General features: G+C 62.1%; 12 protein-coding genes. 5 read left to right on the top strand and 7 right to left on the bottom strand.

Annotation, left to right across the window (positions count from 1 at the left end; all coding sequences use genetic code 11):
* Positions 1-65: 65 nt before the first annotated feature.
* Both ACPJXG_RS16175 and ACPJXG_RS16170 read right to left on the bottom strand, forming a co-directional pair.
* On the bottom strand, positions 66-1,346 hold the full coding sequence (locus ACPJXG_RS16175; RefSeq protein ID WP_035826937.1) for a TCR/Tet family MFS transporter: 1,281 nt from the start codon (positions 1,344-1,346) through the stop codon (positions 66-68).
* A gap of 79 nt (positions 1,347-1,425) precedes the next feature.
* Complete coding sequence (locus ACPJXG_RS16170) at positions 1,426-2,115, bottom strand: HD domain-containing protein (RefSeq protein ID WP_425251683.1); 690 nt, start codon at positions 2,113-2,115, stop codon at positions 1,426-1,428.
* A gap of 293 nt (positions 2,116-2,408) precedes the next feature.
* Between ACPJXG_RS16170 and ACPJXG_RS16165 the strand changes: the two genes are divergently transcribed.
* The 3 genes from ACPJXG_RS16165 to ACPJXG_RS16155 all read left to right on the top strand — a co-directional run bounded on the left by ACPJXG_RS16165 (position 2,409) and on the right by ACPJXG_RS16155 (position 6,471).
* Positions 2,409-2,900, top strand: a complete 492-nt coding sequence (locus tag ACPJXG_RS16165; RefSeq protein WP_035818113.1) for a chemotaxis protein CheW — start codon at positions 2,409-2,411, stop codon at positions 2,898-2,900.
* 232 nt (positions 2,901-3,132) lie between these two features.
* Entirely contained in the window at positions 3,133-4,761 is a 1,629-nt protein-coding gene (locus ACPJXG_RS16160) for a methyl-accepting chemotaxis protein (RefSeq protein WP_425251682.1), read from the top strand.
* Between the two features lie 72 nt (positions 4,762-4,833).
* Positions 4,834-6,471 (top strand): methyl-accepting chemotaxis protein, encoded by a 1,638-nt coding sequence (locus ACPJXG_RS16155; RefSeq protein WP_425251681.1) that lies wholly within the window; start codon positions 4,834-4,836, stop codon positions 6,469-6,471.
* On the opposite strand, the gene ACPJXG_RS16150 is transcribed toward ACPJXG_RS16155, so the two are convergent.
* The 3 genes from ACPJXG_RS16150 to mgtA are packed head-to-tail and all read right to left on the bottom strand — an operon-like array spanning position 6,468 to position 10,039.
* Entirely contained in the window at positions 6,468-6,980 is a 513-nt protein-coding gene (locus tag ACPJXG_RS16150; RefSeq protein ID WP_425251680.1) for a ribonuclease HI family protein, read from the bottom strand. The two genes, ACPJXG_RS16155 and ACPJXG_RS16150, sit on opposite strands and share 4 nt — an antisense overlap.
* Positions 6,977-7,318: a hypothetical protein gene (locus ACPJXG_RS16145; protein ID WP_425251679.1), complete on the bottom strand. Its 342-nt coding sequence runs from the start codon at positions 7,316-7,318 to the stop codon at positions 6,977-6,979. Before ACPJXG_RS16145 ends, ACPJXG_RS16150 begins: the two co-directional genes overlap by 4 nt.
* Positions 7,319-7,354: 36 nt before the next feature.
* Positions 7,355-10,039, bottom strand: a complete 2,685-nt coding sequence (gene mgtA, locus ACPJXG_RS16140) for a magnesium-translocating P-type ATPase (protein ID WP_425251678.1) — start codon at positions 10,037-10,039, stop codon at positions 7,355-7,357.
* Positions 10,040-10,512: 473 nt separating this feature from the next.
* On the opposite strand from mgtA, the gene ACPJXG_RS16135 reads away from it, so the two are divergent.
* Entirely contained in the window at positions 10,513-10,866 is a 354-nt protein-coding gene (locus ACPJXG_RS16135) for a hypothetical protein (RefSeq protein ID WP_425251677.1), read from the top strand.
* A gap of 58 nt (positions 10,867-10,924) precedes the next feature.
* Here ACPJXG_RS16135 and ACPJXG_RS16130 read toward each other — a convergent pair whose 3' ends face one another.
* Positions 10,925-11,536, bottom strand: coding sequence for a TetR/AcrR family transcriptional regulator (locus ACPJXG_RS16130; protein WP_425251676.1), 612 nt, complete (start codon positions 11,534-11,536; stop codon positions 10,925-10,927).
* 22 nt (positions 11,537-11,558) lie between these two features.
* Complete coding sequence (locus ACPJXG_RS16125) at positions 11,559-12,776, bottom strand: Bcr/CflA family efflux MFS transporter (RefSeq protein WP_425251675.1); 1,218 nt, start codon at positions 12,774-12,776, stop codon at positions 11,559-11,561.
* A 146-nt stretch (positions 12,777-12,922) separates the two neighbouring features.
* Here ACPJXG_RS16125 and ACPJXG_RS16120 point away from each other — a divergent pair, with 146 nt between their 5' ends.
* Positions 12,923-13,090: a hypothetical protein gene (locus tag ACPJXG_RS16120; RefSeq protein WP_425251674.1), complete on the top strand. Its 168-nt coding sequence runs from the start codon at positions 12,923-12,925 to the stop codon at positions 13,088-13,090.
* Positions 13,091-13,117 lie beyond the last annotated feature (27 nt).

Raw genomic sequence — 13,117 nt, 5'->3', positions numbered from 1 at the left:
GCAACGCTCCGCTGATTATCCCATTCTCGCCTATTTATTTCTCAAGTGCAATATTATACCGCCGACTACTTTGTGGTGGAAACCACAAGTCTTGCCTGGCGTTGCGCCTTGAAGTAGCGCCAGGCCACCAGGATGCCCAGCATTTGCATGATGGCGCACAGGTAGAAAGTGCTGCCGATGCGCCAGTCCTGCGGCGGCAAGTGGCTCACTTCGCCCAGGATCATGCTGCCGAGCAAAGGCATGATGATGATGCCCAGGCTGCTGATCGATTGCAGCGAGCCCATCAGCTCTCCCTGTTCGCTGGCGTTCGATGATTTCGAGATGATGCCTTGCAGGGCGGGGCCGGCGGCAAAGGCCAGCAGGTTGCACAGGATTAGCGCATACATCATCCAGCCCTGTGTGGCCAGTCCGTACAGCAAATAGGTGAGGGCGCCCGAGGCCATGCCGAGCAGGGACAGGCGCACTTCGCCAAAGCGCTTGATGAGTATGCCTAGCAAGCCCGCCTGCACGACGGCCGCGCACAGGCCCACGCAGAACAGGGCGATGCCGTTCTGGCGCGGCGTCCAGTCGAAGCGGAAATGCGTGTACAGCACCCAGGTGGTGTTGAGCATCATTTGCGCGAACGTCATCAGGCCGAAGGCCAGCACCAGGCCGCGGATTTCCACGCGGCGCACCAGCTTCAGCAGGGCGGCAAACGGGTTGATGCGCGCCAGGGTGAACGGTGCGCGCGGGCCAGGCCGCAGCGACTCGGGCACGCAGAAATAGCCGTAGATGAAATTGGCCGCCGAAAGGCCCGCCGCCACGTAAAACGGCAGGCGCAGATCGATTTCGCCCAGCAGGCCGCCCAGCATGGGCCCGCAGATGAAGCCCAGGCCAAAGGCGGCGCCGATCTTGCCGAAACTCTTGGCGCGGTTGTCGGGCGTGGACACGTCGGAGGCATAGGCGGACGCGACCGACATGCTGGCCGACGAGACGCCGCCGATGACCCTGCCGATGAACAGGCAGGCCAGGTTCGGCGCCCAGCCCGTGGCGAGAAAGTTGATGCCCATGCCGGCCATCGAGTACAGCAGCACGGGACGGCGTCCCACGCGGTCGCTGATGGCGCCCAGCATGGGCATGAAGATGAATTGCAGCAAACCGAAGAGGGCCGCCATGATGCCGTACCAGAACGCTTGCGCATCCTTGCCATCGACAAAGTTGCCGATCAGGATGGGCAGCACGGGCACCACCAGGCCGATGCCCAGCATGTCGATGAAGACGCAGACGAGGATGAAATTGAGGTTGCCGGCGCTCTTTAGGGCGGGGGAGGACGGGGAATGGCTGTCGGGGCTGGTTTTATCGGACATGCATGCTTTCGGCGCGTTGGCATAGCGCCGGCGCGTGACAGGATGCTGCTGACGCGCGGCGCGATAGCTGAGGCTTGCATTATAGACAGCGGGAACCATGCTGGCTATCGCCATCCATGTCCGGGGGCATTCCCCATTCGTCGGCAAAGGCGGCGCGGAAGTCCGTCAACACGGCCAGCCGCTGTTCGGCCAGTGCGCGGCCTGCCGCCGTTTGCATCTTGCCGGGCAGCTTGTCGAGCTTGGTGACGATATGGTCGAGCGCATAGGCCTTGTCGTCGAGCGGACGCTGTCGCGCCAGCGGATCCGTGCCATGCGCCAGTGCGCTATCCATGCGCGCGGCCGTGTAAAACAGGCGCGCCAGTCCCACGGCGCCCAGCGCGTCGATGCGGTCTGCGTCCTGCACAATCTGCGCTTCGATGGTGTGTGGCGGCAAGTTGGCGGAAAAACTGTGCGTCTCGATGGCGTGGGCCACGCCCGCCAATTTTTCTGCCGGGAAATCCAGTTCCGCCAGCTGGCGGCATGCCAGCGCCGCCGCCTGGCGCGAGGCCAGGTGGCGTTCGGGGTGGTTTTTCGGCAAGTTGACGAGGTCGTGCAAATAACAGGCGGCCATCACGGTGAGGGCGTCCGCGTCCGCATGCTCTTGCAGCAGGGCACTGGCGTTGCGCCAGACGCGGTGCAGGTGGTTGAGGTCGTGGGCGCTGTCATCGCCCAGGCCGGCCGTGGCCAGCGCCAGCAGGCGTGGTTGCCATTGAGAAAGCAAAGAGTGCATGGTCAAGGTCATAAAAAGCAGGGGCCGCCAGTGTGGCATAAAACGCCACCGCCTGCGGCCGGTGGTCTGCTCTTCGGCGTGCCGTATTTGCTACATAAATTGTATTTTTGAAATCATTCGTCCAGCAATTGCTCTTTTTTAGTGCATGTAGAATTTACATGGGGTAACATTGCCGCACGGAAATTAGAAGCATAAGCTAATTGCGAGAAAGTATTTGCAAAAAACATACTAGTGGCAGTCATGCCATCGTGCATGCTGGCCTGCGCCCCAGGCGAGTTAACTAAAGGATTATCATGAACACCATTTCCAGCGACACTGGCGCAACCGTTGCCAAGGCTGCCGAATACCTGGCTTTTACCCTGGGCCAGGAAGAGTATGGCATCGACATCCAGAAAGTCAGCGAAATCCGCAGCTATGAAACGCCGACCCGCATCGCCAACGCTCCCGAGTTCGTCAAGGGCGTGGTCAACCTGCGCGGCATCATCGTGCCGATCGTCGACATGCGCATCAAGTTCAACCTGGGCACGCCCAGCTATGACCAGTTCACCGTCGTCATCATCCTCAACATCGGCAACCGCGTCGTCGGCATGGTCGTCGACCGCGTCTCCGACGTCACCACGCTGATGCCGGAACAGATCAAGCCGGCGCCGGACATGGGCCGTTCGATCAACACGGAATACGTGATCGGCCTGGGCACCATCGACGAGCGCATGCTGATCCTGGTCGATATCGACCAGCTGATGTCTAGCGCCGACATGGGCTTGATCGAAAAATTAGCCGCTTAATTCTCGCTGCGGTCATTTTGACTGGATTTGTCGGAAACAATTGACTCTCGGCATTGCTTGATTTTTCTGCAAGGCGCACGCTAGCGCCTTTCCTGGCGCACGGTTCAGCCGAACCGTGCGCCAGTTTCACTTCAGTTTCACTTTCACGCCCGTTTCGCCAAGGCAGCGATCCCACGCCAGCGCAAAACTGCCAGCCTGTCGCCACGGCATCAGGGCTTTTTAGGATAGTCACATGAATTTATTACGCAACGTCAGCATCGGTGTCCGCCTCGGACTCGGTTTTGCCGTGATTTTGCTGTTTTCCATGCTCATTACGGGCATCAGCGTCTGGCGCCTGCACGACGTGGCCAGCGCCACGCGCGTCATGATGGAGCAACCGCTGGCGAAGGAACGCTATATTTCCGACTGGTACGGCCGTATCGACAGCGCCGTGCGCCGCACCATCGCGATTGCCCGCAGCAGCGACACCTCGCTCAGCGGCTATTTCGCGGAAGAATCGAAAGTCTCGTCGTCCAGCTCGGCTGAACTGCAAAAGAAAATCGAGGCGCTGATCGACAAGCCGGAAGAAAAAGCCATGTTCGCGGGCTTGCTGGAACAGCGCAAGGTCTACATCAGTTCGCGCGACCAGGTCTACAAGCTGAAGGGCGAAGCGCAGGCCGACGCCGCCAATGAGGTGTTTGAAAAGATCTTCGTGCCGGCCGCCGCCAAGTATCAGAAGATGGTGCAGGACTTGCTGGAACACCAGCGCGCCAGCATCGACACGACGGCGCGCGAAATCGACGGCGTCGCCAATACCAGCCGCAACCTGATGCTGGTGCTGGCCGCGCTGGCGCTGGGCTTCGGCGTCGTGTGTGCCTGGGTCTTGACGATGGGCATCGTGCGTCCCCTGCGCACGGCTGTGGACATCGCCCGCAAGGTGGCCGATGGCGACTTGACGGCGCAGATCGACGCCAGCGCCAAGGATGAGACGGGCCAACTCTTGCTGGCCCTGAAGGACATGAACACGAGCCTGCTCAACATCGTGGGCGAAGTGCGCAGCGGCACGGACAGCATCGCGACCTCGTCGACGCAAATCGCCGCCGGCAACCAGGACCTGTCTTCCCGCACGGAAGAGCAGGCCGGTTCCCTGGAGGAAACAGCGTCGTCGATGGAAGAACTGACCAGTACCGTGAAACAGAATGCGGACAATGCGCGCCAGGCGAATCAATTGGCGGCCTCGGCGGCGCAAGTGGCCGTCAAGGGCGGCGAAGTCGTGGCGCAAGTGGTGGGTACGATGGAATCGATCAATGCGTCGTCGAACAAGATCGTCGACATCATTTCCGTGATCGACGGCATCGCCTTCCAGACGAATATCCTGGCGCTGAACGCGGCCGTGGAAGCGGCCCGTGCCGGTGAACAGGGACGTGGTTTTGCCGTCGTGGCGTCCGAAGTGCGCAACCTGGCCCAGCGTTCCGCTTCGGCCGCGAAAGAGATCAAAACCCTGATCGGCGCGTCCGTGGAGCAAGTCAACGCGGGCAGCATGCTGGTGGCACAAGCTGGTTCGACCATGACCGACATCGTCGACAGCGTGCAGCGCGTGAGCGACATCATCACGGAAATAACGGCGGCCAGCAGCGAGCAAAGCGTGGGCATCGACGAGATCAACCGCGCCATCGGCCAGATGGACGCCGTCACGCAGCAAAATGCGGCCTTGGTGGAAGAGTCGGCGGCCGCCGCCGAATCGATGCAGCACCAGGCGCACAACCTGGCGCAGGTCGTCAGCGTCTTCAAGCTCAACGGCCAGCAGGCCGGCGCCAGTGCTGCCAAGACGCCAAAACGCCCGGCAGCGCCGCAAACCACCTTGCGCATCGGCACACGCTGATCGCGCCGCGGCTGCCACGTGCAGCCGCAACCCCTTTTATATAGTCTGGTTCCGCTTTTTTAGGATATTCACATGAATTTGTTAAGAAACGTCAGTATTGGTGTGCGCCTCGGCCTGGGTTTTGCCGTGATCTTGCTGTTTTCCATGCTCATCACCGGTATCAGCGTGTGGCGTTTGCATGACGTGGCCACGGCCACGCGCACCATGATGGAATTGCCGCTGACGAAGGAACGCTATATTTCCGACTGGTACGCGAAAATTGACAGCGGCGTGCGCCGCACCACAGCCATCGCGCGCAGCAGCGACACGACCTTGGGCGCGTATTTCGCGGAAGAAGCCAAGCAATCGTCCGTCGTCTCGGGCGAATTGCAAAAGAAAATCGAAGCCTTGATTTCCAGCCCGGAAGAAAAAGAACTGTTCCGCCTGGTGAGCGAACAGCGCAAGGTCTACCTCGATTCGCGCGCGCAAGTGTCGAAGCTGAAGGCGGATGGACAGGAAGCGGAAGCGGAGCAGGCTTTCCAGGGCATCTTCGTGCCCGGTTCGACGAAATACCTGAAAGTGGTCAACGACATGCTGCAGCACCAGCGCGCCAGCATCGATAAAACCGCGCGCGAGATCGACGAGGTCGCCAAGACGAGCCGCAACTTGCTGCTGACTCTGGCCGTGCTGGCGCTGGGTTTTGGCGTCGTGTGCGCCTGGTTGTTGACGATGGGCATCGTGCGTCCCTTGCGCACGGCCGTGGACATCGCCCGCAAGGTGGCTGATGGCGACTTGACGGCGCAGATCGACGCCAGCGCCAAGGATGAGACGGGCCAACTCTTGCTGGCTCTGAAGGACATGAACACGAGCCTGCTCAACATCGTGGGCGAAGTGCGCAGCGGCACGGACAGCATCGCCACGTCGTCGACGCAAATTGCCGCCGGCAACCAGGACCTGTCTTCCCGCACGGAAGAGCAGGCCGGTTCCTTGGAAGAAACTGCGTCGTCGATGGAAGAATTGACCAGCACCGTGAAACAGAATGCGGACAATGCGCGCCAGGCGAATCAATTGGCGGCCTCGGCGGCGCAAGTGGCCGTCAAGGGTGGCGAAGTCGTGGCGCAAGTGGTGGGCACGATGGAATCGATCAACGCTTCGTCGAACAAGATCGTCGACATCATCAGTGTCATCGACGGCATCGCCTTCCAGACGAATATCCTGGCGCTGAACGCGGCCGTGGAAGCGGCGCGCGCGGGTGAGCAGGGCCGTGGTTTTGCCGTGGTGGCGTCCGAAGTGCGCAACCTGGCCCAGCGTTCCGCTTCGGCCGCGAAAGAGATCAAGACCCTGATCGGCGCGTCCGTGGAGCAAGTCAACGCGGGCAGCATGCTGGTGGCGCAAGCCGGTTCGACCATGACCGACATCGTCGACAGCGTGCAGCGCGTGAGCGACATCATCACGGAAATCACGGCGGCGAGCAGCGAGCAAAGCGTGGGCATCGACGAGATCAACCGCGCCATCGGCCAGATGGACGCCGTCACGCAGCAAAACGCGGCCCTGGTGGAAGAGTCGGCGGCGGCCGCCGAATCGATGCAGCACCAGGCGCATAACCTGGCGCAGGTCGTCAGCGTCTTTAAACTGAACGGGCAGCAGGCCAGTGTCAGCGGTTTGAAGGGCAAGCAACGCCCTGCGGCGAAAGAGTCAAAGGAAGCATTGCGGATCGGCCGCGCCGCTTAATCTTTCTCCACCCAGCCGGTAATCGCCAGCTGCGACAGCCGGTCCGCCTCGCCATTCCTGTGGCGAGGAATCCAGCGCAAGCTCACATCCGTGAATTGTTCCAGCAGGGCCACTACGGTGGCCCTGTGCGTTTCCAGTCCTTTGGCGCCGACCGGCGTCGTTCCCAGCACGTCGTTGATCACCACCTGGCTGTCGCCGTACAGCAGCAGTTGCACGGGCGGCGGGCGCACGGCTAGCGCCGCTTGCAGCACGGCCGTCAGGGCCGCGTATTCCGCGTCGCTGCTGCTGCCATAGCCGGCCGCCTCGCTCACCTCGATGCGCTCGCCGTTCGGTCCCAGCAGCAGGGCGCCTATGCCCAGCTTGCCCGGATTCGGATGGGCTGAGCCGTCGAACCAGCCGCGCCAGGCCAGCGGGCCGCTGTGGTCCTGGCGGCTGAGCGCCAGCTGCGCGCGGCGCGCCTGCATCCTGGCTTCCTTGCGTGCTTTGCGCGCGACTGCTTCCGGCGTCATGGCTTGATCAGGAAGGTGTCGATCAGGCTGCCGATCCAGCACGCCGCCAGCACACCCACGGCCACCGTCATGGCGGGCCCGTCATTGGCAGACAGCGCATCGACTTTTTCCACGATCAGCTGCACGTCGAGGGGCAGGGCGCCGCTGTCGATCTGTGCCATTACCTGGTCTAAACGTGCCATGATCTGGCGCAATACGAGTACCAGCGCGACCAGGGCCGGCACCAGGAAGAGGCAGCCGCGCGCCTTGCGTTTCAATACAAAATGCCCGCTGCCGGGGAAGACGAGGGCCGACAACAGCAGGGCAAGATTACGTTTGGAAAGGGAAGAGCCGCTCATGCGCGCCTTTTGTAGGGGAAAGAGCGGCTCATCATACTATTGCCAGCCGAATTTGCGCAGATACACGCGTTTCATGAACGTCGTCAGCACCGTGTAGCACACGAGGATGCCCAGCAGCCAGGGGAAATAGCCCAGTGGCAAGGCTTGCAGCTTGAAGTAGGTCGCCAGCGGTCCCATCGGCAGGAACACGCCCACGGCCATGATGAGGGTCGTGGCCACCAGCAGGGGCACGGACGCGATGCTGTCGATGAAGGGCAGCTTGGGCGTGCGGATCAGGTGCACGATCAGGGTTTGCGTCAGCAGCCCCACGACGAACCAGCCGGACTGGAACAGCGTCTGCTGCTCAGGCGTATTCGCGCCAAACACATGCCACATCAGGATAAACGTGCTGATGTCAAAGATCGAGCTGATGGGCCCAAAAAAGACCATGAAGCGGCCGATGTCGCGCGGGTTCCAGCTCAGCGGCTGCTGGATCAGCTCGGCATCCACATTGTCGAAGGGAATGGCGATCTGCGACACGTCATACAACAGGTTTTGCACCAGCAAGTGCAGCGGCAGCATCGGCAAAAACGGCAAGAAGGCGCTGGCCACCAGCACGGAAAACACATTGCCGAAGTTCGAACTGGCCGTCATGCGTATGTATTTGAGCATGTTGCTGAAGGTGCGCCGGCCTTCCAGCACGCCTTCTTCCAGCACCATCAGGCTCTTTTCCAGCAGGATGATGTCGGCCGCTTCCTTGGCGATATCGACGGCCGAATCGACGGAAATGCCGATGTCGGCCGCGCGCAGGGCGGGCGCGTCGTTGATGCCGTCGCCCATGAAGCCGACGATGTGGCCATTGCCGCGCAGGGCGCGCACGAGGCGTTCCTTGTGCAGCGGGCTGAGCTTGGCAAACACCGTGTTGTCTTCGGCCGCCTGCGCCAGGGTCGCGTCGTCCATGTCGTCCAGTTGCGGACCTTGCAGCACGCCATGCACGGCCAGACCCACTTCGCGGCAAATCTTCGCCGTCACCAGGTGGTTGTCGCCCGTCAAGACTTTCACGGTGACGCCATGTTCGGCCAGCGCGCGCAGGGCGGGCGCCGTCGATTCCTTCGGCGGATCGAGAAACGCCACATAGCCGATCAGGGTCAGCGCCGTTTCATCGGCCACGCCATACACGGTTTTATGCGGCGGCACTTCCTTGACGGCCACGGCCACGACGCGTAAACCCTCCGCATTCAGGCCCTGCGTGGTGTCCAGCACCTTGGCCAGCAGGGCAGGATCGAGGGGAATGTTCACGCCGCCCAGGCGCAGATGGCTGCAGGCGGCGAGGATTTCCTCGACGGCGCCCTTGCAGATCAGTTCATGGTGGTCATTCTTTTCGGAAACGACGACGGACATGCGGCGGCGCACGAAATCAAACGGGATCTCATCGACTTTCACGTAATCGCGGGCCAGCTGCATTTCCGTCTGCAATTCCACGTGGTCGAGCACGGCGCGATCGAGCAGGTTTTTCAGGCCCGTCTGGTAGTGGCTGTTCAGATACGCGAATTGCAGCACTTCATCGGACGGTTGGCCGAACACGTCCGTGTGGCGCTCGAGCACGATCTTGTCCTGCGTTAAGGTGCCCGTCTTGTCCGTGCACAGCACGTCCATGGCGCCGAAGTTCTGGATGGCGTCCAGGCGTTTCACGACGACTTTCTTTTTCGACAGTTTCACGGCGCCCTTGGCCAGGGTGCTGGTGACGATCATGGGCAGCATTTCCGGCGTCAGGCCCACGGCGACCGACAGGGCGAACAAAAACGCTTCCATCCAATCGCCCTTGGTCCAGCCATTGATCAGGAACACGAGCGGCGCCATCACGAGGGCGAAGCGGATCAAGAGCCAGCTGACACTGTTGACGCCCGCTTCGAACGCCGTCGGCGTGCGCTCCGTGGCCGTCACTCTCGTGGCGATGGTGCCGAAATAGGTGCGGTTGCCGGTCGCCAGGACCAGCGCCGTGGCCGCGCCCGAAATCACATTCGTGCCCATGAACAGCAAATTGGCCAGTTCCATCGGGTCTTTGCCATGGGCGTCGGCCAGCTCGGCCATCTTTTCCACCGGCAAGGATTCGCCCGTCATGGCGGCCTGGCTGACGAACAGGTCTTTCGCGGACAGCAAACGGCAGTCGGCGGGGATCATGTCGCCGGCCGACAGCACGATGATGTCGCCTTGCACCAGCTGGCGAATCGGCAGCTCGATCTGCTGGCCATTGCGCAGCACGGTGGCCGTATTGCTGACCATGGCTTTCAGGCGCTCGGCGGCCCGGTTCGAGCGGCCTTCCTGCACGAAGCGCAGCAGGGTCGACAGAATCACCATGGTGCCGATGACGATGGTCGCCTTTGGGTCTTCCGTCAGGTAGGACACGATGGCCAGCACCGTGAGCAGCAGGTTGAACGGATTCTTGTAGCACAGCCACAGGTGCTGGTACCAGGCCAGCGGTTTTTCATGCTCGACCTCGTTCGGGCCCGTTTGCGCGCCGATGACTTGCGCCTCGGCATCGCGCAAGCCTTCGGCTCGCGTGTGCAGCCGGTTCAGCGCGCTGTCCAGGTCTTCATGGGCGGCGGCCAGCAGCTGGCGCGCCAGATGGTCGGGCACGGGGCGGGCCGTGCTGTTTTCCAGCGGCATGGCGCGCCGGCGGAAGTGGCCGGCCGTATGGCGCTTGCGCAGGAACGATTCGAATAAGCGGGTGAAGAGATTCATGGCTCTTCCTTTCACGACGAGGTGTTGACGGGCGGCGCAGCCGCAGGCAAGACTTGCGTGCCGACAGCACGCATGGCAAAGCATGGCGCTGGCGGGCAATCCGGGTCAGTAGCCGGTCGCGATCGGAAAGAGGGAGGGGGCGCGCAACCGGACTGGCCGCGCGAGACACCGCACCTTGCTCAGCAAGGCACGGAGGAAAGAAAGTTCCGCGTTGCTTGCTGTTTAGCTGCCGAGGCAATCACCGATACAAGATCGGCTACTGTCACTAGAACAAGTACCCACGTGGGACTCCGTAAATGAATAATGGGGGCATCTTATGGATGGGCTGACCAGGTGTCAACTGAAGAAATCTTAGGTTTCCAAAGTGTAATGTGACAAAGTGTGATTTTTTCCGTTTGGCAATCCATTATGCTTGAGTACGGTGATTGGCTGGAAGTAGCCACGGTAAACTCTATGCAAATACAGAAAAACACATGTCTATGGAATTGATCGGTGGGGCGATAATAGCCGGCCTTGTCGTCATCTTCTTTGTCGGCAAGCACTTTTCTAAAAAGCGGCCCAAAGAAACACATTTCGAATGTGCCCGTTGCGGTACGCTTGCATGCCACACCGATCGAACGATTGAAGCCTGGCGCAACAACAAAACCACGTTCTTCTGCCAGTCCTGCCATATCAAATGGCTACATGCAAGGACGCCACGCGAGCGTGAGCGCGGCACTTCTCCTGCGGGCTCCAGACCGGGATCCAGATCAGGATGTCTTGGCGTTGTTGTGCTGTTTGCTGTCGTTCCGCTTGCTGGCTTGATACTGGTGCACGCGTATGCCTGACCCAGTTTTCGCGCAGTGAGCCTCGCCGAAAACCATGTGGCCTCCACCTTATGCCACATCAGGCCGCCTGCGCCGCCATCGCCAGCGAATCGGACAATATCTGCCATAGCGCAGCATGTCGCTGCTGCAGCGCGGCGCCGCCCGCGTAGATCAGTTCCACGTGCAGGCTGTCGACGATGCCCAGGTAGGCTTGCGCATACAGGTCGACGCGCTGCGACGATAACGTGGGCGCGAGACGGGCCAGGCTCTGCACGTAATACTGCTGCAGCTGTGCCAGCAAGGCTTCGTAGCCCGTGCCCACTTCCACGCGCAGGGGCGCGGGCGGCAAATACGCCGTGCGCAGCAAAAAGCGCAAATGGGCCGACTCGGCATAGCGCTGCGCCATGCGGTCGCAGTACACGGCGCCAGCTTGCTGGCCGCCGGGTGCCGCCAGCGCCGCTTCGTCGGCGAAGCAGGCGTCCATGAAGGCTTGCTCTTCAGCCAGCGCGTCGGCAAACACGTCCAGAAACAGGGCATCCTTGCCGGCGAAATGCGAATACAGCGAGGCCTTGCGCATGCCCGCCTGTTCGGCGATGTCGCTGAGCGACGAGGCATCGTAGCCGTGCTCCGAAAAGTGCACGACGGCGACGGCACAGATGTTATCGGCCGAAGCCGAGCGTTTTTTCATCATTGGGGTGAGAGTGGGTGAGGCGTCAGTGCGCTCCCAGACTGCTGGCATGGACCGGATGGACGCGCGCAGTGGCCAGGGTCAGCCATGATACCAGCAGGCCGGCCACGGTCAAGAACAGCAGCCAGGGCAGCGGCCCCCATTCGGACAGGCTGGCCGCCAGCGGCGTGGCCAGGGACGACAAGCTCATCTGGATGGCGCCCAGCAGGGCGGCCGTGGAACCGAGCGCGCGCTGCTGCGAACCCATGGCCATGGCCATCAGCGCCGCTTCCGCGATGCCCAGGCCGAACAGGGCCACGAACATGCCCGGCACGACGGCAGTTATTCCCCCTCCCGCCCAGGCACCGAGCAGTGCCAGTCCAGCGCCGCCCAGCATGGCCACGCTGCCCGCCACGCTCAGGCGCGCCACGCCATGCTTTTCCACCAGGCGGGCGCTGGCCATCGCGCCCAGCAGCACGGCCACGCCCGTGGCCCCAAAGACCAGGCCGAAATTGCTGGCGGACAGGCCGAAATCGCGCTGGTACACGAGCGAGGCGCCGCCGATATACGCAAACAGGAAAAAGAAAGCGGCGGACAGGGCCAGCGCAGGCAGCAGGAAGGCGCGGTCCAGTGCGATGCGCGCATAGGTGCGGTGCATGCCTTGCGGCGAAACGCGCTTCTTCAGCGGCAAGGTTTCCGGCAGGAACAGCGCGCTATTGAGCAGGGTCACGGCGCCCAGCGCGGCCAGGGCCAGCATCACGGCGCGCCAGCCGTAGTGCGCGTCGAGCAAGCCGCCCACGGCCGGCGCCAGCACGGGCGCCAGGCCGACGATGGTCATCAGGAGGGCAAACAGCCGCGCCGCCTGCACGCCATCGGCCACGTCGCGCACCATGCTCATCACCACGACCAGGGTCAGCGCCGCGCCCAGACCCTGCAGGGTGCGCGCCAGCAGCAGGGTGCTCAATTGATCCGCCTGCGACGCCCAGGCGGCCGCAAGTATATACACGACGATGCCGGCCAGGAGCGGACGGCGCCGGCCCAGCATGTCGGTCAGCGGACCGCACAGCAGATGCCCGCCGCCCAGGGCCAGCAGGAAGACGGTCAGGCTCAGTTGCACGTTCGCATACGAGGTGTGCAGCTCGCGCGCCATGGCGGGCATCGAGGCCAGATACATGTCGATGCCGGCCGGGCCGAGCACGGCCACGAGGGCCAGGGAAGCCGCCAGCCCGAGACTGGCGGCGGGGAGAGTGGTTTGCTGCTGCATTGCGCTTCCTTCGTGTCGTCAAAAAAACGGGGCATGGACGCCGCCGTGTTTTTTATTGTACACTTACTGCCTACCGGTAGGTAGCTTGTTCAATCAATGAAAAGGATGAGAACGATGAAAAAAGAATCAATGGCGGGAGAGCTGGCATGACGGAAGTGGGAATTGCGCTCAGCGGCGTGGCTGTCGCGTTGCTGTTTGCCGCCTGGAGCTCGCACCGCACCCGCTGCGAGCGGCGCGATGTCATGTTGCTGACGATACTCGGCACGACCCTAGGGCTGCCGGGCGCCGCCCTGCTGGCGTTGTCGGTCACGTAGGTCGGATTAGCGGAGCGTAATCCGACA

The organism is Janthinobacterium sp. NFX145, from assembly GCF_049810325.1.
Classification (GTDB): domain Bacteria; phylum Pseudomonadota; class Gammaproteobacteria; order Burkholderiales; family Burkholderiaceae_D; genus Janthinobacterium; species Janthinobacterium rivuli.
This window is presented reverse-complemented; position numbering and strand designations above follow the sequence as displayed.

What these genes read in the sequence shown, in the direction of transcription:
- ACPJXG_RS16160 (WP_425251682.1), top strand. Translation starts at nt 3,133, where the DNA reads ATGAATTTATTACGCAACGTCAGCATCGGTGTCCGCCTCGGACTCGGT.
- ACPJXG_RS16170 (WP_425251683.1), bottom strand. Translation starts at nt 2,115, where the DNA reads ATGCACTCTTTGCTTTCTCAATGGCAACCACGCCTGCTGGCGCTGGCC.
- ACPJXG_RS16155 (WP_425251681.1), top strand. Translation starts at nt 4,834, where the DNA reads ATGAATTTGTTAAGAAACGTCAGTATTGGTGTGCGCCTCGGCCTGGGT.
- ACPJXG_RS16175 (WP_035826937.1), bottom strand. Translation starts at nt 1,346, where the DNA reads ATGTCCGATAAAACCAGCCCCGACAGCCATTCCCCGTCCTCCCCCGCC.
- ACPJXG_RS16135 (WP_425251677.1), top strand. Translation starts at nt 10,513, where the DNA reads ATGTCTATGGAATTGATCGGTGGGGCGATAATAGCCGGCCTTGTCGTC.
- ACPJXG_RS16165 (WP_035818113.1), top strand. Translation starts at nt 2,409, where the DNA reads ATGAACACCATTTCCAGCGACACTGGCGCAACCGTTGCCAAGGCTGCC.
- ACPJXG_RS16120 (WP_425251674.1), top strand. Translation starts at nt 12,923, where the DNA reads ATGACGGAAGTGGGAATTGCGCTCAGCGGCGTGGCTGTCGCGTTGCTG.
- ACPJXG_RS16150 (WP_425251680.1), bottom strand. Translation starts at nt 6,980, where the DNA reads ATGACGCCGGAAGCAGTCGCGCGCAAAGCACGCAAGGAAGCCAGGATG.
- ACPJXG_RS16125 (WP_425251675.1), bottom strand. Translation starts at nt 12,776, where the DNA reads ATGCAGCAGCAAACCACTCTCCCCGCCGCCAGTCTCGGGCTGGCGGCT.
- ACPJXG_RS16130 (WP_425251676.1), bottom strand. Translation starts at nt 11,536, where the DNA reads ATGATGAAAAAACGCTCGGCTTCGGCCGATAACATCTGTGCCGTCGCC.
- ACPJXG_RS16145 (WP_425251679.1), bottom strand. Translation starts at nt 7,318, where the DNA reads ATGAGCGGCTCTTCCCTTTCCAAACGTAATCTTGCCCTGCTGTTGTCG.
- mgtA (WP_425251678.1), bottom strand. Translation starts at nt 10,039, where the DNA reads ATGAATCTCTTCACCCGCTTATTCGAATCGTTCCTGCGCAAGCGCCAT.